This is a genomic window from Streptomyces sp. NBC_01750, assembly GCF_035918095.1.
Taxonomy (GTDB): domain Bacteria; phylum Actinomycetota; class Actinomycetes; order Streptomycetales; family Streptomycetaceae; genus Streptomyces.
Genome location: NZ_CP109137.1, coordinates 7,254,764 through 7,278,001, shown reverse-complemented (window position 1 = coordinate 7,278,001; position 23,238 = coordinate 7,254,764). Strand labels below are relative to the sequence as shown.

General features: G+C 70.0%; 21 protein-coding genes. 12 read left to right on the top strand and 9 right to left on the bottom strand.

All coding sequences use genetic code 11. The features are described from left to right. Positions 1-71 precede the first annotated feature (71 nt). The 8 genes from OG966_RS32825 to pssA all read left to right on the top strand — a co-directional run bounded on the left by OG966_RS32825 (position 72) and on the right by pssA (position 9,549). Entirely contained in the window at positions 72-926 is an 855-nt protein-coding gene (locus OG966_RS32825; RefSeq protein ID WP_326653650.1) for a TetR family transcriptional regulator, read from the top strand. Positions 927-1,783: 857 nt separating this feature from the next. Further along, on the top strand, positions 1,784-3,121 hold the full coding sequence (gene ccrA, locus OG966_RS32820; protein ID WP_326653648.1) for a crotonyl-CoA carboxylase/reductase: 1,338 nt from the start codon (positions 1,784-1,786) through the stop codon (positions 3,119-3,121). Positions 3,122-3,130: 9 nt separating this feature from the next. Next, positions 3,131-5,143, top strand: a complete 2,013-nt coding sequence (locus OG966_RS32815; RefSeq protein ID WP_326653647.1) for a protein meaA — start codon at positions 3,131-3,133, stop codon at positions 5,141-5,143. Continuing rightward, positions 5,140-6,162, top strand: a complete 1,023-nt coding sequence (locus tag OG966_RS32810; RefSeq protein ID WP_326653645.1) for an HpcH/HpaI aldolase/citrate lyase family protein — start codon at positions 5,140-5,142, stop codon at positions 6,160-6,162. Before OG966_RS32815 ends, OG966_RS32810 begins: the two co-directional genes overlap by 4 nt. A gap of 3 nt (positions 6,163-6,165) precedes the next feature. Then, positions 6,166-6,678 (top strand): MaoC family dehydratase, encoded by a 513-nt coding sequence (locus OG966_RS32805; protein ID WP_326653644.1) that lies wholly within the window; start codon positions 6,166-6,168, stop codon positions 6,676-6,678. Positions 6,679-6,680: 2 nt separating this feature from the next. Continuing rightward, the gene (locus OG966_RS32800) at positions 6,681-7,886 is read left to right on the top strand and encodes an acyl-CoA dehydrogenase family protein (RefSeq protein WP_326653642.1); all 1,206 of its coding nucleotides are present in this window, start codon (positions 6,681-6,683) and stop codon (positions 7,884-7,886) included. 168 nt (positions 7,887-8,054) lie between these two features. Next, positions 8,055-8,702 (top strand): phosphatidylserine decarboxylase, encoded by a 648-nt coding sequence (locus OG966_RS32795; RefSeq protein WP_326653640.1) that lies wholly within the window; start codon positions 8,055-8,057, stop codon positions 8,700-8,702. Continuing rightward, a complete protein-coding gene (pssA, locus tag OG966_RS32790) occupies positions 8,695-9,549 on the top strand; it encodes a CDP-diacylglycerol--serine O-phosphatidyltransferase (protein WP_326655467.1) in 855 nt (284 codons plus the stop codon). Before OG966_RS32795 ends, pssA begins: the two co-directional genes overlap by 8 nt. A gap of 686 nt (positions 9,550-10,235) precedes the next feature. Here pssA and OG966_RS32785 read toward each other — a convergent pair. From OG966_RS32785 to OG966_RS32765, 5 genes are all read right to left on the bottom strand, one after another. Then, positions 10,236-11,501, bottom strand: coding sequence for an ABC transporter substrate-binding protein (locus OG966_RS32785; protein WP_326653639.1), 1,266 nt, complete (start codon positions 11,499-11,501; stop codon positions 10,236-10,238). 2 nt (positions 11,502-11,503) lie between these two features. Further along, entirely contained in the window at positions 11,504-12,574 is a 1,071-nt protein-coding gene (locus tag OG966_RS32780) for a branched-chain amino acid ABC transporter permease (protein ID WP_326655466.1), read from the bottom strand. A 49-nt stretch (positions 12,575-12,623) separates the two neighbouring features. Further along, on the bottom strand, positions 12,624-13,514 hold the full coding sequence (locus tag OG966_RS32775; protein WP_326653638.1) for a branched-chain amino acid ABC transporter permease: 891 nt from the start codon (positions 13,512-13,514) through the stop codon (positions 12,624-12,626). Then, positions 13,511-14,308 carry an ABC transporter ATP-binding protein gene (locus OG966_RS32770; protein ID WP_326653636.1) on the bottom strand — a complete coding sequence of 266 codons (798 nt, stop codon included), beginning with the start codon at positions 14,306-14,308 and terminating at the stop codon, positions 13,511-13,513. Before OG966_RS32770 ends, OG966_RS32775 begins: the two co-directional genes overlap by 4 nt. Before the next feature lie 91 nt (positions 14,309-14,399). Beyond that, entirely contained in the window at positions 14,400-15,206 is an 807-nt protein-coding gene (locus OG966_RS32765) for an ABC transporter ATP-binding protein (protein WP_326653635.1), read from the bottom strand. Positions 15,207-15,365: 159 nt separating this feature from the next. Here OG966_RS32765 and OG966_RS32760 point away from each other — a divergent pair, with 159 nt between their 5' ends. Further along, entirely contained in the window at positions 15,366-16,565 is a 1,200-nt protein-coding gene (locus tag OG966_RS32760; RefSeq protein WP_326653634.1) for a PucR family transcriptional regulator, read from the top strand. Positions 16,566-16,752: 187 nt separating this feature from the next. Here the strand turns inward: OG966_RS32760 and OG966_RS32755 are convergent, their stop codons facing one another. After that, complete coding sequence (locus tag OG966_RS32755) at positions 16,753-17,868, bottom strand: glycerate kinase (protein WP_326655465.1); 1,116 nt, start codon at positions 17,866-17,868, stop codon at positions 16,753-16,755. Between the two features lie 257 nt (positions 17,869-18,125). Between OG966_RS32755 and OG966_RS32750 the strand changes: the two genes are divergently transcribed. The 3 genes from OG966_RS32750 to OG966_RS32740 all read left to right on the top strand — a co-directional run bounded on the left by OG966_RS32750 (position 18,126) and on the right by OG966_RS32740 (position 20,588). After that, complete coding sequence (locus OG966_RS32750; protein ID WP_326653632.1) at positions 18,126-19,238, top strand: ADP-ribosylglycohydrolase family protein; 1,113 nt, start codon at positions 18,126-18,128, stop codon at positions 19,236-19,238. Between the two features lie 60 nt (positions 19,239-19,298). Beyond that, positions 19,299-19,790 (top strand): NUDIX hydrolase, encoded by a 492-nt coding sequence (locus tag OG966_RS32745; RefSeq protein ID WP_326653630.1) that lies wholly within the window; start codon positions 19,299-19,301, stop codon positions 19,788-19,790. 78 nt (positions 19,791-19,868) lie between these two features. Next, the gene (locus OG966_RS32740; protein WP_326653628.1) at positions 19,869-20,588 is read left to right on the top strand and encodes an SIR2 family NAD-dependent protein deacylase; all 720 of its coding nucleotides are present in this window, start codon (positions 19,869-19,871) and stop codon (positions 20,586-20,588) included. 79 nt (positions 20,589-20,667) lie between these two features. On the opposite strand, the gene OG966_RS32735 is transcribed toward OG966_RS32740, so the two are convergent. From OG966_RS32735 to OG966_RS32725, 3 genes are read right to left on the bottom strand one after another with little or no spacing between them, the layout of a single operon-like run. Then, entirely contained in the window at positions 20,668-21,162 is a 495-nt protein-coding gene (locus OG966_RS32735) for a methylated-DNA--[protein]-cysteine S-methyltransferase (RefSeq protein WP_326653627.1), read from the bottom strand. Positions 21,163-21,174: 12 nt separating this feature from the next. Continuing rightward, positions 21,175-22,650 carry an AlkA N-terminal domain-containing protein gene (locus OG966_RS32730; protein WP_326653625.1) on the bottom strand — a complete coding sequence of 492 codons (1,476 nt, stop codon included), beginning with the start codon at positions 22,648-22,650 and terminating at the stop codon, positions 21,175-21,177. Between the two features lie 50 nt (positions 22,651-22,700). Next, positions 22,701-23,234, bottom strand: a complete 534-nt coding sequence (locus tag OG966_RS32725) for an O-acetyl-ADP-ribose deacetylase (protein ID WP_326653623.1) — start codon at positions 23,232-23,234, stop codon at positions 22,701-22,703. Positions 23,235-23,238 lie beyond the last annotated feature (4 nt).

The window sequence follows — 23,238 nt, the reverse complement described above, 5'->3', positions numbered from 1 at the left end:
ACGGCGCGGGCTGGGGCGGGCTGCTCGGCCCTTCGGGCGACCCGCCCCCGCAGGCGCGATCTCCTGCACGAATGCAGTACGTTCAGGTCATGCCCCAGCCCGCCAAGCCCAGCCGTACGAAGGCCACTACCGACGCTCCGGAGAGTGCCGCGGGCAGTCGCGCCGCCGCGCAGCGCCTCAAGATGCGGCGCGAGCTGGCGGCCGCGGCGATGGAGCTGTTCGCGACCAAGGGGTACGAGGCGACGACCGTCGACGAGATCGCGGCCACGGCCGGGGTCGCCCGCCGGACCTTCTTCCGCCACTTCCGTTCCAAGGAAGAGGCGATTTTCCCGGACCACGACGACACGCTCGTACGGGCCGAGGCGGTGCTGAACGCGGCCCCGGCCCATGAGCATCCGCTGGACACCGTCTGCAGGGGAATCAAGGAGGTCATGCGGATGTACGCGGCCTCTCCGGCGGTCTCCGTCGAGCGCTACCGGCTGACCCGTGAGGTTCCCACACTGCGGGAGCGGGAGATCGCCTCGGTGGCCCGCTACGAGCGGCTGTTCACCCGCTATCTGCTGGGCCACTTCGACGAGCGCGAGCACGACGCCGGCAACGACGACCCACTGCTGGCGGAGGTGGCCGCGTCCGCCGTCGTCACGGCGCACAACCATGTGCTGCGCCGCTGGCTGCGGGCGGGCGGCCAGGGCGATGTGGAGTCACAGCTGGACCACGCGTTCGCGATCGTCCGCGACACCTTCGGCACGGGCATCGGGGCGGGCCGCTCCCAGGCCGGCCGCACCCCGGGCGCCACGTCGGACTCGGCACCGGCCGCCTCGGTCAGGACACAGGGCGAGGTTCTGGTGGCCGTGGCACGTACCGACGCCCCGCTGAGCGAGGTCATGCGCACGATCGAGCGGGCGCTGGGCGACCACAGGGGCTGACCGGCCAGGGCAAGCCCCTGACCGGGGCCTCCGCCCCGGAGACCGCCACCCCTCAGCCCTGGCGGGCGCGGGGACCCTCCTCAAATCGCCGGACCAGCCGGAAGTCCGGCCGGTCCGGCGATACACGGGGTGGCTGCTCGGCACGCTGCGTGAACGGGCGGCGACTGGGCGGCGCCACGCGAGACGCTGAAGCGAGGGCGACTTCTGTCGGTATACGCGCGGCGGAGAGTCTCGGGGTGCACCGCAACACATGCGGTGCCGGCTGGACACGATCGAGCGGCTGTCGGGGCGGGGCGCGAGCCGAGTGCGGCGATCGCGCTGCATCCGGCACTTCCGGCAGACCTGTCGAACTCTCCGCATCGGATCCGGCAAGTCCCCCGGAAACAGGCCCTCTTGACGCTCCATCACCCCGCGCGCCGGCCGACGCCATCACCAGGGTCACCGGAGGGGCGGTCCTGGCACATGCCTCCAACCTCCCCCGGAGAGCGGGGGCCGACCGCACACAAGAGCACACGGACTGTGACGACCGCCCCCTTCCAGGTGGCCGTTTGTTGCTCGTACGTGCCCGCCAGATGACAAGCGAGAGAAATTGTTGGCACCGAGTGTCTTGCGGCCTGGCACGGGGTGCCATACGTTGATGGTGTCCGGGCGGCCGGCGTGCAGAGACCATTCGTACGCCGGCTGTCCCCGCAAACCATCGGTTTGTGCGCCCGGACGCCTGCGTCACAGGCAACCTCACGCGCACACCAGCGCTGCCACCAGCACCACCCGCCGAACCGACGGCACACCTCCACAGCAGCAGCACCCCGACGTTTCCCCTCAGCGTTCCCTCAAACGCGCTTCGCCGGAGGCACCCCGTGAAGGAAATCCTGGACGCGATCCAGTCGACCGACAGCAAGTCTGCCGACTTCGCCGCACTGCCCATCCCCGAGTCCTACCGCGCGGTGACCGTGCACAAGGACGAGGTCGACATGTTCGCCGGTCTCGAGACCCGCGAGAAGGACCCGCGCAAGTCCCTCCATCTCGAGGACGTGCCGGTGCCCGAGCTCGGCCCGGGCGAGGCCCTCGTCGCGGTCATGGCGAGCTCGGTGAATTACAACTCCGTCTGGACCTCGATCTTCGAGCCGGTGTCCACCTTCGGCTTTCTCGAGCGCTACGGACGGCTTTCCGAGCTCACCAAGCGCCACGACCTGCCGTACCACATCATCGGCTCCGACCTGGCGGGCGTCGTGCTGCGCACCGGCCCCGGCGTCAACGCCTGGCGGCCGGGCGACGAGGTCGTCGCGCACTGTCTCTCGGTCGAGCTGGAGTCCTCGGACGGCCACAACGACACGATGCTCGACCCCGAGCAGCGCATCTGGGGCTTCGAGACGAACTTCGGCGGCCTCGCCGAGATCGCTCTCGTCAAGTCCAACCAGCTGATGCCCAAGCCCCAGCACCTCAGCTGGGAGGAGGCAGCGGCTCCGGGGCTGGTCAACTCCACCGCGTACCGCCAGCTCGTCTCGCGCAACGGCGCGGGCATGAAGCAGGGCGACAACGTGCTGATCTGGGGCGCCAGCGGCGGTCTCGGCTCATACGCCACCCAGTTCGCGCTGGCCGGTGGCGCCAACCCGATCTGTGTGGTCTCCAGCGCGCAGAAGGCGGACATCTGCCGGGCGATGGGCGCCGAGGCGATCATCGACCGCAACGCCGAGGGCTACAAGTTCTGGAAGGACGAGCACAACCAGGACCCGCGCGAGTGGAAGCGCTTCGGCAAGCGCATCCGCGAGCTGACCGGCGGCGAGGACGTGGACATCGTCTTCGAGCACCCGGGCCGCGAGACCTTCGGCGCCAGCGTGTACGTCACCCGCAAGGGCGGCACCATCGTCACCTGCGCCTCCACCTCCGGCTACAACCACGAGTACGACAACCGCTACCTGTGGATGTCGCTGAAGCGGATCATCGGCTCGCACTTCGCCAACTACCGCGAGGCGTGGGAGGCCAACCGCCTGGTCGCCAAGGGCAAGATCCACCCGACGCTGTCGAAGGTCTACTCCCTCGAGGACACCGCCCAGGCCGCGTACGACGTGCACCGCAACCTCCACCAGGGCAAGGTCGGCGTGCTGGCGCTGGCACCCCGCGAGGGCCTGGGTGTGCGCGACGAGGAGCTCCGCGAGAAGCACATCGACGCCATCAACCGCTTCCGGAACATCTGAGGCCCTTAGATGACTGAACGTCAGAAGGACCGGCCCTGGCTCATGCGGACGTACGCGGGTCACTCGACCGCCGAGGCGTCCAACGAGCTCTACCGGCGCAACCTCGCCAAGGGGCAGACCGGCCTGTCGGTCGCGTTCGACCTGCCGACGCAGACGGGCTACGACCCGGACCACATCCTCGCCCGTGGCGAGGTCGGCCGGGTCGGGGTCCCCGTCTCGCATCTCGGTGACATGCGCCGGCTGTTCCAGGACATCCCCCTGGAGCAGATGAACACCTCGATGACCATCAACGCCACCGCGATGTGGCTGCTGGCGCTGTACCAGGTGGTCGCCGAGGAGCAGGGCGTCGACATCACCAAGCTCCAGGGGACGACGCAGAACGACATCGTCAAGGAGTACTTGTCGCGCGGGACGCATGTCTTCCCGCCCGGTCCTTCGCTCCGCCTGACCACCGACATGATCACGTACACGGTGGCCAACATCCCCAAGTGGAACCCGATCAACATCTGCAGCTATCACCTGCAGGAGGCGGGCGCCACTCCGGTCCAGGAGATCTCGTACGCGATGTCCACGGCGATCGCCGTACTGGACGCGGTGCGGGACTCCGGCCAGGTGCCGGCGGAGAAGTTCGGCGATGTGGTCGCGCGCATCTCCTTCTTCGTGAACGCGGGTGTGCGCTTCGTCGAGGAGATGTGCAAGATGCGCGCCTTCGGCCGCATATGGGACCAGGTCACCCGCGAGCGCTACGGCATCGAGAACGAGAAGCAACGCCGTTTCCGCTATGGCGTCCAGGTCAACTCCCTCGGTCTGACCGAGGCTCAGCCGGAGAACAACGTCCAGCGCATCGTCCTCGAAATGCTGGCCGTCACACTCTCCAAGGACGCGCGCGCCAGGGCCGTACAACTCCCGGCGTGGAACGAGGCCCTGGGTCTCCCCCGGCCCTGGGACCAGCAGTGGTCGCTCCGTATCCAGCAAGTGCTTGCGCACGAGAGCGATCTGCTTGAGTACGAGGACATCTTCGAGGGCTCGCATGTCATCGAGGCCAAGGTGAAGTCCCTGGTCACCGAGTGCCTGGCCGAGATCGGCCGGATCCAGGAGATGGGCGGCGCGATGGCGGCCGTCGAGTCCGGTTATCTCAAGTCGCAGCTTGTCTCCTCGCATGCCGAGCGCCGGGCCCGGATCGAGGGCGGTGACGAGAAGATAGTCGGCGTCAATATCTTCGAGACCACCGAGGAGAACCCGCTCACCGCGGACCTCGACACCGCGATCATGACGGTCGACCCCGCGAACGAGGCACGTGTCGTCGCAAAGCTCCACGAGTGGCGCGACAACCGCGACGAGGCCCGGGCGACCGAGTCCCTGACCGCGCTGAAGAAGGCCGCCGCGGGCTCCACGAACCTGATGGCCGCCACCGTCGAGTGCGCCCGTGCGGGTGTCACCACCGGCGAGTGGTCGTGGGCGCTGCGCGACGTCTTCGGCGAGTTCCGCGCGCCGACGGGCGTGAGCAGCGCGCCGGTAGCGGTCACCGCCGAGAAGGGCACGCCGCTCGCTCTCGTACGCGAGAAGGTGTCCCGTACCGCCGACGAGCTGGGCTCCGGAAGGCTGCGGCTGCTGGTCGGCAAGCCCGGCCTGGACGGTCACTCCAACGGCGCCGAGCAGATCGCCGTACGTGCCCGTGACGCGGGCTTCGAAGTGGTCTACCAGGGCATCCGGCTCACGCCCGAACAGATCGTCAACGCCGCGCTCGCGGAGGACGTCCACTGTGTGGGCCTGTCCATCCTCTCCGGCTCGCACGCCGAGCTGGTCCCCGATGTGCTGGACCGGCTGCGCGAGGCCGGCGCGGCCGATATTCCGGTGATCGTCGGCGGAATCATCCCCAACGCCGACGCCGCCGATCTGAAGGCGGCGGGTGTCGCCGCCGTCTTCACCCCGAAGGACTTCGGTATCACCGAGATCATCGGCCGTATTGTCGACGAGATCCGGAAAGCGAACAAGCTCGACCCTCTGGAGGTCCCCGCATGACCGCCCACCCGTCGCCCGCCACCGCCCTGCCTGACGGCCGCTCCGCGACCGACTCCCCGGGTTCCGTGAACCGTCTCCGTCCGCGGCGTTCCTGCCTCGCCGTGCCGGGCAGCAACCCGCGCTTCCTGGAGAAGGCCCAGGGCCTCCCGGCCGACCAGGTCTTCCTCGACCTGGAGGACGCGTGCGCACCGCTCGCCAAGGAGGGCGCCAGGCACACCATCGTCGACGCGCTCAACAACGGCGACTGGACGGGCAAGACCCGGGTCGTGCGGGTCAACGACTGGACGACGCACTGGACGTACCGCGATGTGGTGACGGTCGTCGAGGGCGCGGGCCCCAATCTCGACTGCATCATGCTGCCGAAGGTCCAGGACGCCACCCAGGTCAAGGCGCTGGACCTGCTGCTGACCCAGATCGAGAAGACGATGGGCTTCGAGGTCGGCCGGATCGGCATCGAGGCGCAGATCGAGAACGCCAAGGGCCTGGTGAACGTCGACGAGATCGCCGCCGCCTCGCCGCGACTGGAGACCATCATCTTCGGCCCGGCCGACTTCATGGCCTCCATCAACATGAAGACCCTGGTCGTCGGCCAGCAGCCGCCCGGCTACGGCGCGGACGCCTACCACTACATCCTGATGCGGATCCTGATGGCGGCCCGTACACACGACCTCCAGGCGATCGACGGCCCCTTCCTGCAGATCCGCGACGTGGACGCGTACCGCGAGGTCGCGGGCCGTGCGGCGGCGCTGGGCTTCGACGGCAAGTGGGTGCTGCACCCCGGCCAGGTCGACGCGGCCAACGAGGTCTTCTCGCCCTCCCAGGAGGACTACGACCACGCCGAGCTGATCCTGGATGCCTACGAGTGGTGCACTTCGGAGGCCGGCGGTAAGAAGGGCTCGGCGATGCTCGGCGACGAGATGATCGACGAGGCCAGCCGCAAGATGGCACTGGTCGTCGCGGGCAAGGGCCGCGCGGCGGGCCTGCAGCGCACGTCCAAGTTCGAAGCCCCGGAGGCGTAAGCGATGCAGTTCGGACGCACGTACGAAGAGTTCGAGGTCGGCGCGGTCTACCGGCACTGGCCCGGGAAGACGGTCACCGAGTACGACGACCACCTCTTCTGTCTGCTCACCATGAATCACCACCCCCTCCACATGGACACCAACTATGCGGAGAAGACGACTGATTTCGGGAAGAACGTCGTCGTCGGGAACTACATCTACTCGCTACTCCTCGGCATGTCGGTCCCGGATGTCTCCGGCAAGGCCATCGCCAACCTGGAGGTCGAGTCGCTCAAGCACGTCGCGCCGACCTTCCACGGCGACACGATCTACGGCGAGACGACGGTCCTCGACAAGACTCCGTCAAGGTCCAAGAACGACCGCGGGATCGTCTACGTCGAGACCAAGGGCTACAAGCAGGACGGCACCCTCGTCTGCGTCTTCCGGCGCAAGGTGATGGTCCCGACCGAGACGTACATCAAGGAGCGCGGCGGCGAGCAGCCCGGCCGCCCGGAGCTGAAGGCACAGGAGAAGTAGCCATGAGCCGACTCGCCCAGACCCACGGTCTGACCGACGTCCAGCAGGAAATCCTGGCCACCGTCCGGGATTTCGTCGACAAGGAGATCATTCCTGTCGCCACCGAGCTGGAGCACCGCGACGAGTACCCGACACAGATCGTCGAAGGACTCAAGGAACTCGGCCTGTTCGGGCTGATGATCCCGGAGGAGTACGGCGGCCTGGGCGAGTCGCTGCTCACGTACGCGCTCTGCGTCGAGGAAATAGCGCGTGGCTGGATGTCCGTCTCGGGCATCATCAACACGCATTTCATCGTGGCGTACATGCTCAAGCAGCACGGCACGCAGGAGCAGAAGGACACCTTCCTGCCGCGGATGGCGCTGGGCGAGACGCGTGGCGCGTTCTCCATGTCCGAGCCGGCTCTCGGCTCCGATGTGTCGGCGATCACGTCCAAGGGCGTCAAGGACGGCGACGAGTACGTCCTGACCGGCCAGAAGATGTGGCTCACGAACGGCGGAACGTCCAATCTGGTCGCCGTTCTGTGCCGGAGTGACGAAGGACACCCGGAGGGCACAGCCCCCCATAAGTCGATGACGACCTTCCTGGTCGAGAAGGAGCCCGGCTTCGGAGAGGTCCGCCCCGGCCTCACCATCCCCGGGAAGATCGACAAGATGGGCTACAAGGGTGTCGACACCACCGAGCTCATCATGGACGGACTGCGCATTCCGGCCAATCGGGTACTCGGCGGCACCACCGGTCGAGGGTTTTACCAAATGATGGACGGCGTCGAAGTCGGCCGGGTCAACGTCGCGGCACGTGGCTGCGGAGTCGCGCAGCGTGCCTTCGAGCTGGGCGTCTCCTATGCGCAGCAGCGTCACACCTTCGGCAAGGCGATCGCCCAGCACCAGGCGATCCAGTTCAAGCTGGCCGAGATGGCTACCAAGGTCGAGGCCGCACATGCGATGATGGTTAACGCGGCACGCAAAAAGGACTCCGGGGAACGAAACGACCTGGAGGCAGGGATGGCGAAGTACCTCGCCTCCGAATACTGCAAGGAAGTCGTCGAGGACGCCTTCCGCATCCATGGCGGTTACGGCTTCTCCAAGGAGTACGAGATCGAGCGCCTCTACCGTGAGGCTCCGATGCTGCTGATCGGTGAAGGTACCGCCGAGATCCAGAAAATGATCATTGGTCGTCGGCTGCTCGAGGAGTACCGCTTCCAGGGTTGATGTCACGTTCGGGTCGATATGGCCGCGAAGAGGATCACACCCTGTCATCATCTTCCGGCCGCCGACTCGGCTGCTGGCTTACCCAGTTGCGGCTGGCAACCGATATCATCGCCCGAAAGCCGCCGTCCCCCGTTGCCAGCGCGGCATCATCCGCTACGAAGGTCATCCATGCCCCACAGCCAAACCTCTGCACCACGCGGCCGCGTCCGCCTCGCGCGCGGAGCATCGCCGTGGCTTCTGCCGACCGTCGCCACCGCCGCACTCAGCCTGGTCCGCGCGCGCCGCTCCAGGCGTGCCGCGGCCATTGCCGTGCCCACCACCGCGCTCGCGGCGGGCATGCTGTGGTTCTTCCGCGACCCGGAGCGCGAGATCGCCCAGGGCCGCGTCATCTCACCCGCCGACGGTGTGGTGCAGAGCATCATGCCGTGGAAGGACGGACGCACTCGCGTCGCGATCTTCATGAGCCCGCTGAACGTGCACGTCAACCGCGCTCCCCTCGCGGGCACCGTGACATCCGTCGAGCACATCCCCGGCGGTTTCGTTCCCGCGTTCAACAAGGAGAGCGAGAACAACGAGCGCGTTGTCTGGCACTTCGACACCGAGCTCGGCGACATCGAGATGGTGCAGATCGCGGGCGCGGTTGCCCGGCGGATCGTGCCGTATCTGCCGCAGGGGACCAAGGTCGAGCAGGGCGAGCGCATCGGTTTGATCCGTTTCGGATCGCGCGTTGACATCTACCTTCCGGAAGGTGTCGACGTCGCTGTCGAGGTCGGCCAGACCACGACTGCGGGGGTGACTCGAATTGACCGTGATTGATCCTGATACACAGGCCGGCTGGGTCGCCGAGGCTGAGGACGACGCGGAGGACATGCCGCTCTCACTGCGGCTGTCAATAGCGGACACCCTCACGCTCGGTAACGCGACGTGCGGCTTCATGGCGGTGTACTTCACCACCACCGGCATCCTCATCCCGCACCTCACCGGCAGCAACGAGAGCGGTATGGCGCGAAACAGCGCCGCCACCGCCGTCATCCTGATGCTGCTCGCGGCGATCTTCGATCTCTGCGACGGACTCGTGGCGCGCAAGCTGCGCAGTTCGCCGATGGGCGCTGAGCTGGACAACCTCTCCGACCTGATCAGCTTCGGGCTGGCCCCCGCGTACTTCGTACTCGTGTACGGAATGGTCGCGGACGACGCCCAGCAGAAGGTCTCGGCGGTGGCCGCGATCGTGGTGCTGCTGGCGGTGGTGCTGCGGCTTGCCAGGTTCTCGTGCGTGACCATGAAGGATGGCATGTTCCAGGGCATGCCGAGCCCCTTCGGGGCGCTCACGGTCGTCTCGATCGTGCTGCTCGAGCTGCCGTTCATCCCGACGCTGCTGGCGATCATCGGCACGGCATGGCTGATGGTGAGCCGGGTCGAGTACCCCAAGCCGCGAGGTGTCCTCGCGGTGGCGATGCTCGGCTGGATCGTCGCGGCGATGGGGATGCTGGCGGCGTGGGCATTCGACGCTCCGGGCGGTCAGGTGCTGCTCCAGACCGGCTGCGCGCTGCAGATCGTGATGGCCGCGACGATTCCGCTCTTCGCGACGGCGCGGCGTGTGAACACGTTCCGCGACAACCGCCGCGAGCACCGCCGCGAGGCGAGGGCGGCGCAGCTCCCGTAGAGCAGTGCATGTGCATGACGAGGGCCCGGGTGCGATACGCACCCGGGCCCTCGTCATGTCCCGTGGCCGACACCGATCGGGTCACCCCGGCCTCGCTGCTGGACGACGGCACGGACTGTAGGAGCTGCGGCCGGTCGCGATCGGCGGAGAACGGCTCCGGCTCGACGCGCAGATGCGGCTGGGGCGGGGGCGGGGGCTCGCCCCGGGCGCGCGGCCGATCGGAGTGTACGGGCCCACCGAGGTCGCCGGGTGCGAGACCTGGTTCGAGACCCGGCCGGCTGCCGGGGCCGGTCGAGGCTCCCGCGCGGCTGCCGGTCGAGGATCCCGCGCGGCACGCCTGTCTCGGGCAGCCGTTCCCCGGCTGCGCAGCGCGGATCCGCAAGGGGCAGATCTGGCTCACACCGCCCGGCGGCGGTGACGCGGTGCCCACCCGGGATCTCGAGCGGCAGGACGGCTCGGACCCGCTGGAGTTCCGGGGCCGGATGGCACACCGTGTCACGGCCGGACGGCTGATCGCCTTTGTGGACGCGCCTCAATCGCCGGACCGGCTTGATTTTCAAGCCCGTCCGGCGATTGAGGACATGCGGCCGAAGGCCGCATACGGGGGTCTGGGGGCGTAGCCCCCTGGTCCGCGCCGCTGAGCGACGCAGGGGGCGGGGGCGGGGGCTTGCCCCCAGACGGGTGACTCAGCCGCCCGTCTTGTACGACTCCGCCGACTTGGACACCGTCGCCGGCCGCACCACCTTCAGACCGCCCGGCACCTTGAGGTCCGGCTTCATGATCAGACTCTGCCGGGTCGACGGTGCCGCCGGGTCGGAGAAGTTGTTCGTGATGCCGAAGCCGTTGTCGTACGAGGAGACGGTGAGCAGCGCCTTGTCGATGCCCTCCCTGGTCAGGTCCTTCGCCGCGCAGGCCTTCTTCAGCACCTCGCCGTAGACGCTCGCGGCGGTGTAGCCCGCGACCACTCCGTTGTCGAGCCCGTCCTTGGGGTAGGCGGCCTTGTACTCCTTTGCGAGCTTCGCCGGGCCGGCGCCCGAGTCGCCGATGGGGAGGGTGGAGGCGGCGACGTAGTAGTCCTTCGTCAGCGCGGGCGCCGCCGCGGTGGCCAGCAGTTGAGGCGCGAAGGCGGAGTTGTTGCCGATCATGGGCACCTTGAAGCCGCCCGCCGCGGCGACGCCGACCAGCGAGGCCGCCTGCCGTGGTCCGGCGCTGATGACGACCGCCTTGACGCCCGCCTTCTTGAGCGCGGCGACCTGGGCGGACATGTCGTTGTCGGTCGGCTTGATCTTCTGCTCGACGATGGTCAGACCCGCCTGCTGCGCCGCGTACTTCGAGCCCTTCAGCGCGTTCTCCCCGAAGTCGCCCTCGAAGTAGACATGACCGATCTTGTCGCCCTTGGCGATGCGCTTCTGGCTGAGCAGATAATCGACCGCGTTGATCGTCTCGATGTCGTACGTCGCTCCCACGACCCGGATGTACGGGCTGCCCAGCAGCGATGCCGACCAGGCCTGCGGGACCACGAGTGCCTTGTCCTGGCCGTCGATACGGCCCTTGACCGCGGCGACGAAGGGCGAGCCGATGAACTGGGAGAAGCCGAGCACCTTCGGTTCGAGTTCGGTGTACGCGGCGACGGCCTTCTGCGGGTCGTAGCCGTGGTCCCGGACGGTGAGCTCGATGGTGCGGCCGCAGATACCGCCGGCCGCGTTGGTCTGCTTCGCCCACAGCTGCTGCGCCTGGGTAACGCTCTTGCCGAGCGAGGCGTAAACGCCGGTCATGTCGGTCAGCACGCCGAGGTTGATGGTCTTGGCCGTGACGCCGTCACCGGTCTTCACCCCTCCGGCGTCCTTCTCGCTCCCGCCGCCGTCGGTGGCCTTCGAGCTGCATCCGGCGAGGCCGGCGCTGGTCAGGGTCAGGGCGGCGGCCAGCGCCGCCGCGTACAGACGTGGCTTCATGTCTACTCCTGAGGGGTCTTGCGTGAGGTGATGAGACGGGTGAGTCCGCCGGGCAGGAAGAGGACGACCGCGACGATCGCGGCCCCGTACAGATAGCGCGATGCCTCGCCGGGTGAGACACCGCCCGTACCAGGGGCGGAGACCAGCGGGAGGGCGTCGCTGTAGTGGGTGAGGAGCTGGGGCAGCAGGGATACGAAGGCCGCGCCGACGACGGCGCCGGCGACCGTTCCGAGGCCCCCGATCACGATCATCGCGAGGAATTCGAGCGACAGGATCACACCGAAGTACTCGGGGACGGTCCGCTGGAAGACCAGGGCGATCAGTACGCCGGCGAGTCCCGCGTACATCGAGGACAGGACGAAGACGGCGGCCCGGTAGCGGGCGACCGGGACGCCCATGACACCCGCGGCGATGCGGTGGTCGCGGATGGCGTTCATGGCGCGGCCGGGGCGGCCTCGTAGCACTCCGCGGGCGAACAGGCCGCAGCCGATGAGGGCGAGGAGTGCCACGTACCAGAGCTTCTCGGCGGACTGGAACGGGACGGCTGCGATGACGGTCTCGCTGTCGTCGAAGTCGATGCCGAAGAGCGAGAGTGGCGGAACGGCCCGGCCGTTGAACCCTCCTGTCAGATCATGGGCGTTGAAGAGGACGTGCTGGCCGATGAAGATCAGCGCGAGCGTGGCGATGCCGAGATACGCGCCGCGCAGCCGTCCCGCGATGGGGCTGAACAGGCCGCCCGCCGCGCCCGCGACGAGCACCGCGAGTACGGCGGCGAGCCAGGTCGGAAGTCCGAGTCCGATGAGGCGATGGCCGTTCTCCACGCCGCTGTCGCCCGCCAGGACGCAGTAGCTGTACGCGCCCACCGCCAGGAAGAAGGCGTGCCCCATGGACAACTGCCCGGTGGCGCCGGTCAGGAGGTTGATGCCGATCGCGCCGATCGCGGCGGCCATCGCGAAGAGTCCGGCCTGCAGCCAGAAGCGGTCGAGGTAGAAGGGCAGGGCGAGGAGCAGGACGGTGCCGGCGATCCAGACGTATGCCTTGGGACTCTTCACGTACGTCCTGGGACTCTTCACGTACGCCTTGAGACTCTTTGCCGCGTCTGCCTCTGGGGTATTCAGCGTCTCAGACACGGGCGGGCTCCTTGGTGCCGAAGAGCCCGGCGGGCCTGAGCAGCAGGACGAACACCATCACCAGATACGGCGCGAGATCGCCGATCCCCCGGCCCAGGAAGGACAGTTCGCCCTGGTAGCCGGTGGCGAAGGACTCGGTGACACCGACGATCAGACCGCCCGCGAGCGCGCCGGTGGTGGAGTCGAGCCCGCCGAGGATCGCCGCCGGGAAGGCCTTGAGTGCGGCGAGCGAGGTGGCGCGTTCGAGCCCCGGGGTCGGGAACACGGTGAGGAAGAGCGCGGCGACCGCGGCAAGCGCGCCCGCGACCGCCCAGGCGGCGAGCGATACCCGGCCCAGGCGTACTCCCATCAGCGCGGCGGTCTCGGGATTCTCGGCCGCCGCGCGCATCGACACGCCCCACGAGGTGTACCGGAAGGCGAGCAGGAACGCGGTGATCAGCAGGGCCGCCGAAACGAAGGCGGCGATACGGGTCTGCGCGATGGTGATGTCCCCGATGGTGACGACGCGGTCGCCCCACGGGTCACCGAGCGCAAGGACGTCCGTGCCGATACGCCGGGTGAGTTCGGTGGTCAGGAGGATGTCGACGCCGATGGTCACAATGGCCAGGACACTGTGGTCGGAGCCCCGGTAGCGGCGCATGACGAGGAATTCCACGGCCGCGCCGACGAGGGCCGCGCCCGCGATGCCGACGGCGAGCGCGCCCCAGAAACCGATGTCGTCGTGGAGTACGGCGGTGACATAGCCGCCTGCGAGAAGCAGGGACGCGTGGGCGAAGTTGACGACTTCGGTGGCCTTGAAGATAACGACGAAGCCGAGCGCGATCAGCGCGTAGACGGCGCCGATGGAGAGTCCGCCGAGGAGTAGTTCGGTGAAGGTCGTCATGCCTGGGCCTCCGTTCCTAGATAGGCCTGTACGACGGCCGGGTCGCTCTGTACCTGTGCGGGGGTGCCGTCGGCGATCCGACGCCCGAAGTCGAGTACGGTCACGGCGTCCGCGAGCCGCATCACCATCCCCATGTCGTGTTCGACGAGCACGATGGATATGCCGAGGCTGTCGCGTACGCCCGCGATGACGGAGGCGATCTGCCGCCGCTCGTCCGCGGTCATTCCGGCGACGGGCTCGTCGAGGAGCAGCAGCCGCGGCTCCATGCACAGGGCGCGGCCGAGTTCGACGAGCTTCTGCTTTCCGTACGGGAGTGCTCCCGCGAGCCGGTCCAGATCGCCGCCGAGTCCGGTGAACTCCGCGATCTCCCGTACCCGCTCGAGGTGTTCGCGCGCCTCGCGGGCGGCGGACGGCAGCCGCAGCCCGGCGGCGAGGAACCCGGCGCGGGTGAGCCGGTGCCGGCCGAGCAGCAGGCTGTCGGCGACCGTGGCGTGCGGCGGGAGCGCGAGGTTCTGGAAGGTACGGGCGATGCCGAGGGCGGCGATGCGGTCGGGAGGGAGCCCGGTGAGCTCGCTCTCGCCGAAGCGAACGCTGCCGGACGTGGCCCGGTAGACGCCGGACAGGACGTTGAACGAGGTGGACTTGCCGGCGCCGTTGGGGCCGATGAGGGCGTGGACACTGCCGGGCTGGACGGTGAAGGAGACGGAGTCGAGGGCGGTGAGCCCGGCGAAGCGGACGGTGAGGTCGGTGACCTCGAGGGCGGGCACGGCGCCGCCGGATGCGGTGTCGGTCATCGGTGCCCCCCGCCGGATGCGGACTGCCGCCCGCGAACCGGGGACCCGAGCCGGATCTCGCGCCGAACATGCCGGCCGGATTCCAGAATGCTCATGCCGGCCACCTCCTCAGCGTCTGCGCCGCCGCCTGGGCGCGGGAAGCATCCGCGGCCGCGTCCTCGTCCACCACACCCAGATACCGCCGGCGCACCTCGTCCGAGGCGGCGAGCTCGTCCGCAGGTCCGGAGAGGACGACCTCGCCCACGTCGAGTACGTACGCCGACGAGGCCAGCCGCAGCGCGATCGCCGCGTTCTGCTCGACCAGCAGGACCGATGTGCCGGTGGCGTTGATCTCCTGCACCGTCTCGGCGATCCGGGCCGCCATCAGCGGAGCGAGGCCGAGCGACGGCTCGTCGAGCAGCAGCAGCCGTGGCCGGGCCATCAACGCCCGTCCCATCGCCAGCATTTGCTGCTCACCGCCCGACAGCAGTCCGGCCCGCTGGTGGGCGCGGTCGGCTAGGACGGGGAAGAGCTCATGCACCCGGGCGAGGGCCTCTGCGCTCGACCGGCGCCCGCCGGCCGAGCCCAGGGCGCCCGCCCGGAGATTGTCGGCGACCGTCATGCGCGAGAAGACCTGCCGTCCCTCAGGGACCTGGACGACGCCCGCGGCGACGACCCGAGCCGCGCTCAGTCCTTCGAGCGGGCGGCCGTCGAAGCGGATACTGCCGGACGTGACGTGTCCGCGCTGAAAACCGAGGGTGCGGGAGACGGCGCGCAGCAGGGTCGATTTGCCGGCACCGTTGCCGCCGAGGACGGCGACGATCGCGCCCTCGGGTACATCGACCGTGACGTCGCGCAGTGCCCGCACCGGCCCGTAGCCGACGGACAGCGCACGCACTTCGAGTGAGGCGGCTGCCATGCAGACCCCCTTTCCGGGCTTGTTCGAAATTGCCTGTGGGGGCACACATCAGCACCGGCCCGACGTACCGTCCAGGCGGTATGCCCGAATCGCTGCGGATGACCAGCGGTGCGGCGGGCGCATTGTGCACCGGCACAAGGGCTGGCATCCTCACAGGTCATGGGTGGTCGCAGAGCGCGCACCGAGCGTGAGTGGTCCGTCCTGGTGAGCGCCTCCCAGGTGCTTCTGGAGCGCGTGCCGCGTCTGACGGACCTGCTCATCGAGCAACTTCAGGCCCATTCACCGCAGTTCGATCTCGCTGTGCCGCCGGACGAGCACTGGCAGCAGATCAGCGAGGCGATGCGGTACGGCATCGAGGCGCTGGCCGCGACCCGGTCTGCGCCGCGGCGGGACCTCCAGTACGCGGCTCGGCTCGGCCGGCGGCGGGCGGAGCAGGGGCTTCCGCTGGATCTGCTGCTGTATGCGTACCGGCACGCGGGCTATCTCGTCTGGGACGAGCTGCTGGAGATAGTCTCCGCGAAGGATCCGGAGGCACTGCCGGTGCTGGTGCATCTGGCGTCCGCCATGTGGGCGGGAGTGGACCGGCAGTCGTCGACGGTCGCGGAGGCGTACCGCAGTACGGAACAGGGGATGCAGCGGCGCAGCGACGAGCGCGTGCAGGCGCTGCTGGACGCGCTGTTGGAGGGCAGGTCCACGCCGGGGCTGGCGGCCAGTGCCGCGGCGGGCCTGGACCTGCCGGAGCAGGGGCGGTACGCGGTGGTTGTGGTTCGGGTGGAGCGCGCGGCGGGGCGTGAGCCCTTCCGCCGGGTCGCGGCGTCGGAGGGGTTCCGGTTCTTCTGGCGGATGCGCACGGATTACGAGATCGCGGTCGTCGCGCTGGAGGCGGGGGTGGGGCTGACGGAGCTCGCGGAGGTGCTGCACCGGCACTGCCCGGGTCCGGGCGGGATCAGCCCGGTGGTGCCGGGCCTCGCGGACCTGGGCCTGGCGCGGCGTCTGGCGGAGACGGCCCTGCGTACCTGCGGCCCCGACGCGCAGCGGATCGTGCGCCTCGACGAACGCCTCCCGGCGGCGCTGGTGGTGAGCCAGCCGGAACTGGCGGCGCGCCTGATCGCGGACGTGTTCGGCCCGCTGCTGGACCTGGATCCGGCGGACCGTGCGCTGCTGCTGGAGACGCTGGACGCATGGCTGGAGTGCGGGGGCTCGGCGGGCCGGGCGGCCACGCGGCTGTACTGCCACCGGAACACGGTCTTCAACCGCCTGCGGCGCCTGGAACAGCTGACGTCCAGGTCGCTGGGCCGCCCGCGGGACCTGATCGAAATGACCTTGGCGCTGGACGCGTTCCGCCTGACCGGGGGGTGATGGGGGGTGGACGGATGACCGCGCCCTGGGTGCACGGGCTTGTGCGGTGGCCACCCCCGGGGTGACCGGTCATGGGGAGGTGGCCGTTTGTCTCTGCTGGTCGCTCCGCGGCGAGGCCGGCGCCCTGGGGTGGCCCCCGCGTCGGCCTACAGCCCGGGGGCCGGGGCGGCGCCCCGGCCCCACCGCCTCAGCTCAGGAAGTCCCGCGCAATGTTCTCCGCCACCCGCTCCAGCAGCGGCCCCGCCTCCGCCATGCAGCGGGCCGGGTCCGGTTCCAGTGCCGTGAGGGCGTAAGCACGGCGAATGCCCGCGCTGCCCAGCGCCTCCGGTGGCAGGGCCAGGCGGCCGCAGACCGCCACGACCTCGATACCCCGCGCGGCGGCCGCCGCCGCGACGCCCGCCGGGGCCTTGCCGTGGAGCGTCTGCTCGTCGAGGGAGCCCTCGCCCGTGATGACCAGGGTCGCCCGCTCGAGCGCCGGCGCGAAGCCGAGCACGTCGAGCATGACCTCGATGCCCGGCCGGAAGCTCGCGCCGAGGGCGACCAGCGCGCCGTAGCCGATACCGCCCGCCGCACCCGCGCCGGGCAGTTCGGCCTGCTCCGGGCCGAGGACGGACGCGTAGTGCGCCAGCGCCGCGTCCAGCGTGGCGACGTCCCCAGGCGTCGCGCCCTTCTGCGGGCCGTACACCGCCGACGCCCCCTTCGGGCCGGTCAGGGGGTTGTCGACGTCGCTCGCCAGGACCAGCTCCACGTCCTTGAAGCGGGGGTCCAGGCCGGACAGGTCGGCGGACGCAAGGTCGCGCAGACCGCCGCCGCCGGGTCCCACCGACGCGCCGTCCGCGTCCAGGAAGCGCCCGCCGAGCGCCGCGAGCATGCCCGCGCCGCCGTCCGTGGTCGCGCTGCCGCCGACGCCGAAGACGATCGTCCGCGCTCCCGCGTCGAGCGCCGCGCGCAGCAGTTCGCCGGAGCCGTATGTCGTCGAGGTGAGTGGCGCGAACACGCCATCCGGGAGGCGCTGGAGGCCCGAGGCCTCCGCCATCTCCACCACCGCGGTGCCATCCCGCAGGGCATACGCCGCTGTCAGGGACTCACCGAGCGGCCCGGTCACCCGGACCTCTCGGCGCTCGAACCCCGCTGCCACCGCGGCGGCGACCGTGCCGTCACCGCCGTCCGCGACGGGCAGGGTCTCGACCGCCAGACCGGGCACCACCCGCTGGAGGCCCGCCGTCACCCGCTCAGCGACCTGTGCGGCCGTGAGAGAGCCCTTGAACTTGTCAGCCGCGACGAGCACACGCGCGGGCTGAATAACTGCTCCGTCCGTCACCTTGCTATCCCTTGCTTTCGAACAGGCAGTCGCGCCTCCCCGACCCTATCCGCCAGGTCAGAGGGCAGGCCACCCCACCATGGCGCGACATTCCGCAACATAGTGGGGTGCTGCCCGGTGGCCGGCGTCCGCGAGCCTGGCAACGGGCGCACCGCCCGGCCGCCGTCGCCGACCGGCAGCCGAGACCTTCATGCCCCCACCACCGCGCGGTTCGGGCTCCGATTCGGTAAACCGGACGTATGGGCCTTCAGCGCGCCGACCTCGCCGACCGGATCCTCGGCGGCTGGCTGGGCAGAGTCGCCGGCAACATGCTCGGCAAACCCGTCGAGCGCGGCGACCACTGGACCCGCGACCGCATCGACCGCTATCTGCGCCGCACCGACGCCCTTCCGCTCACCGACTACCTCCCCGAGCCGCCGCCCGACGCGGACGCCGGCGAGTTCGAGCTACGTCCCGAGTGGCGCCAGTGCGTACGGGGCCGGATCCACGGCAGTTGCAGGGACGACGACGTGGACTACACGATCCTCGGCCTGCATCTCCTTCAGTCCCACGGCTTCGGCTTCACGACCGAGCAGGTGGGCGAGGCATGGCTGCTGCATCTCCCGTTCCTGCAGACGTTCACCGCCGAGCGGGCCGCCTACCGCAATCTCGCGAACGGCCTCAAACCCCCGCTCACCGCCACTCACGACAATCCCTACCAGGACTGGATCGGCGCCCTCATCCGCGCCGACATCTTCGGCTGGACCTCCCCCGGCGATCCGCGCCGCGCCGCCTCGCTCGCCCGCCGCGACGCGGTCCTCTCCCACACCGGCAACGGCGTGTACGGCGCGATGTGGGCGGCCGCCCTGATCGCCGCCGCGTTCACCGCGAACACCCCGCGCGAGGCGATCGAAGCGGCGCTGGAACACATCCCCGCGAGCTGCCGCCTCGCCCGCGCGGTACGCCATACCGCAGCCCTGCACACCACCGGGACGTCCTGGTCCGACACGCTCACCGAGCTGGCCGCGGAGACGGGCGGCCTCGGCTGGATCCACACCGTTCCGAACGCCGCAGTCATCACGGCCGGACTGCTGTACGGCGCAGGGGACTTCACCGCGACCATCGGCCTCACGGTCCGCGGAGGTCTGGACACCGACTCCAACGGGGCGACGGCCGGCTCGGTGGCGGGTGTGCTGTGCGGAGCGTCCGCCATCCCGCCGCAGTGGACGGACCCGCTGGAGGACCGGGTGCGCAGCGCGGTTTTCGGGTTCGACGGGGTACGGATCAGCGAACTGGCGGAGCGCACGGTGCGGTTGGCGGCGGACTCCGCCGGGCCGGAGCGTTCGTCGCCGACCGCACCGACATCCTGGTGACCCGCAAACGCCCTCCGGGCGTCAGGGGCCGCCCTTCTGCATCGCGTTACGCTTCCCCGAGTGACTACTCCTGACTACGGCACGTACATCGCCTCCTTGCCCCGCATCCTCGCCGGCGCCGCCGCTCTCATCCGTGACGGCCAGGGGCGTGTGCTGATCGTCGAGCCCAACTACCGTGCCGGCTGGGCGCTGCCGGGCGGAACCATCGAGTCGGACCGGGGCGAGACCCCGCGACGGGCGGCGCGGCGGGAGACGCTCGAGGAGATCGGGCTCGATGTGGAGCCGGGCGCACTGCTGGCGGTCGACTGGGTGCCCGGCGAGGCGAGGCCGCCCATCGCCGCGTATGTGTACGACGGCGGGGTGCTGACCGAGGCGCAGTTCACGGCGATCCGGCTGCAGGAGGAGGAGCTGATTTCCTGGCGGCTGGTGCCCCGTGACGAGATCCGCGAGTACCTTCTGGGGTCGCTGGGCCACCGGGTGCTGGCCGCTCTCGACGCTCTGGAGACGGGCAGCGGGACGGTGGAGCTGGAGAACGGGCAGCCGCCCGCCTGACCGCGCGGACCGTCGGGCTGCTCCAGGGCGGGCAAAATCGGCTCGCCGCCGCGAGGGACCGCTGCGTAGGCTCGCCACATGACTCTCGTCGCGATCCTCAGCGGCGCCGGCATCTCCACGGAGTCCGGCATCCCCGACTACCGCGGGCCGGGCGGCCTGTGGCGGCGCGATCCGGAGGCCGAGAAGCTCGTCACGTACGAGTACTACATGGCCGATCCGGAGATCCGCCGCCGCTCCTGGGTGATGCGGCGCGAAAGCACGACCTGGCGCGCCGAGCCGAACCCCGCACACCGTGCTGTCGCCGAGCTGGACCGGCAGTCCGGGTTCGCCGTCCGGGTGATCACCCAGAACGTCGACGGACTGCACCAGCTGGCGGGCATGCCCGCCCGCAAGGTGCTCGAACTGCACGGCACGGCGCGGACGGTGGTCTGCACGCGCTGCCAGGTCCGCTCCTCGATGAAGGAGGCGCTGGCACGGGTCGAGGCGGGCGAGGAGGACCCGCCGTGCCTGGCGTGCGGTGGGATCCTGAAGTCCGCGACGGTGATGTTCGGGCAGCGGCTCGACCCGGAGGTGCTGGCCGAGGCGATGGGGATCGCGAAGGCGTGCGAGGTCTTCATCGCGGTCGGTACGAGCCTGCAGGTCCAGCCGGCCGCCTCGCTGGCGGGCATCGCGGCGGAGCACGGGGCGCGGCTCGCCATCGTGAACGCGGAGCCGACGCCGTACGACGAACTGGCGGACGAGCTCGTGCGCGAGCCGATCGGCACGAGCCTGCCGGCGCTGCTGAATCGGCTTGCGTAGTCCGGCCCGTCCGGATTCTCGTTGATCAGCGGGCCCGCCCGGCAGCCGGTCGTCCTCAATCGCCGGACGCGCTTGGACATCAGAACAGCACGTCGTCCGGCGTGCCGGACTCGAGCGCCAGCAGCCGCTGCTTGCGGTCGAGTCCGCCGCCGTAGCCGACCAGGCTGCCCGTCGAACCGATGACCCGGTGGCACGGCACGATGATCCCGATCGGGTTCTTGCCATTGGCCAGTCCCACCGCACGGGAGGCGCCGGGGCTGCCGAGCGCCTCCGCCAGCTCGCCGTACGTCCGTGTCTCGCCGTACGGGATCTGCCGCAACTGCTCCCAGACCGCTCGCTGGAAGGGCGTACCGGCCAGCCGCATCGGCAGGTCGAACTCCGTCAGCTCGCGGGCGAAGTACGCATCGAGCTGCGAGATCGTCCCGGTGAACGGCGCGGGATCGGGTTCGCCGAAGGTCTCCTCGTCCGGGCGGTGGCGCTGCTGGACCATATAGAGGCCGCTCAGCACCCCGTCGGTGGCCACGAGGGTCAGCGGACCGTAAGGGCTGTCGACGACCGTGTGCTGCTTGGTCATGGGTGAACTTCCTTACGCGGGGAGGTGGTTGATGGCATGGCCGTCGGTGGCCCAGAGGTACTGGACGGCGTACGCCCGCCAGGGCCGCCAGGCCGCGGCGCGCTCGGTGAGCGCGGCCGGGGTCGAGGGAAGACCGAGTTCGGCCGCCGCGCGCCGCATCCCGAGGTCACCGGGCAGGAAGGCGTCGGGGTCGCCGAGGGCGCGCATCGCGATCACCTCGACCGTCCAGGGGCCGAATCCGGGCAGCTCGGTCAGCTGGGCGCGCGCCTGCTCCCAGTCGCTGTCCGGGCCGAGCCGCAGCGAGCCGCCGGCGAGCGCCCCGACCAGGGTCGTCAGCGTGGTGCGGCGGCTGCGCGGCAGCGCCAGGGTTTCCGGGTCCAGCGCAGCCAGTGCCTCGGAGGACGGGAAGAGATGGGTGAGGCCGCCCTCGGGGTCGTCGACCGCCCGGCCGTGCGCGGTGACCAGCCGGCCGGCGTGTGTGCGGGCGGCGGCCGTCGAGACCTGCTGGCCGAGCACCGCCCGTACCGCGAACTCCGCGGCGTCCACGGTCCGCGGCACCCGCCGGCCGGGCGCCTTGTCGACCAGCGGGGCGAGCAGCCCGTCCGTACGAAGCTGCTCGTCGACGGCGACCGGGTCGGCATCGAGGTCGAGCATCCAGCGGCAGCGGCTGATCGCGATGGTGAGGTCGCGCAGATCGGTGAGGGAGAGCCGGCAGGCGATGTGGTCGGGCTGCGGGGTGAGGGCGACGATGCCGTGGCCGTACGGGAGGGTCAGGGTGCGGCGGTACGCACCGTCGCGCCACTCCTCGACGCCGGGGACACCGGTCGCGGCGAGATGCCCGAAGAGGTTGCTCGGGTTGAGCGGCGCGCGGTACGGCAGGCGCAGTGCGATCACGCCGGGAGTCCGCGGTGGAGCGGACCTGCTGCGCGCGGCGCGGGTACGCAGTTCGCTCGGGGCCAGCGCGAACACCTCGCGAACGGTGTCGTTGAAAGTGCGGATGGAGGAGAAACCGGCCGCGAAGGCGACCTGGGCCATGGGGAGGCCGGTGGTCTCGATGAGGAGGCGGGCGGTCTGGGCGCGCTGTGCGCGGGCCAGGGCGAGCGGGCCCGCGCCCAGCTCGGCGAGGAGCTGGCGCTCGATCTGCCGGGTGGAGTAGCCGAGGCGGGCGGCGAGGCCAGGTACGCCTTCGCGGTCGACGACGCCGTCACCGATGAGCCGCATGGCGCGGGCGACGGCGTCGGCGCGGGCGTTCCACTCCGGCGAGCCCGGGCTGGTGTCCGGGCGGCAGCGCTTGCAGGCCCGGAATCCGGCCTGCTGGCAGGCGGCGGCGCTCGGGTAGAAGGTCATGTTCTCGACCTTCGGCGGCACCACCGGGCAGCTGGGGCGGCAGTAGATCCGGGTCGTCAGTACGGCCGTGAAGAACCAGCCGTCGAATCGGGCGTCCTTCGACTGGACGGCGCGTACGCAGCGCTCGGTGTCGGTGTGCATGGGTCAAGCATCGGGGATGCCGAACGGCTGGAGCTAGCGAGAAAACGACATCATCCTTGCGCTGTCAGGGCCGTCGCGAACTCCTTGTACGCATGTTCGTCGAAGAGCACGAACCGCACCTCGGTGATCGTCGTCGGGGCCGCCGCGCGGACAGTGCGGATGGCGATTCGCGCCCCGTCGTCCATCGGCCAGCCGTAGATGCCGGTCGAGATGGCGGGGAAGGCGACGGTCTCGGCTCCCAACTCGGCCGCCACGCGCAACGATTCGCGGTAGCAGGAGGTGAGGAGGGCGGACCGGTCCTCCTCGCGGGACCAGACGGGGCCCACCGTATGGATCACATGGCCGGCGTCGAGGTTGCCCGCGGTGGTGGCGACGGCCTGGCCGGTGGGCAGCCCCTTGCCGTAAAGCGAGGCGCGCAGGGCGCGGCACTCGGCCAGGATCTCCGGGCCGCCGCGCCGGTGGATCGCCCCGTCGACGCCACCGCCGCCGAGCAGCGAGGAATTGGCGGCGTTGACGATGGCGTCGACCCGCTGCTGGGTGATGTCGCCGCGTACAAGGGTGATGGCCGGGTGGTGCTGTGTCATACGG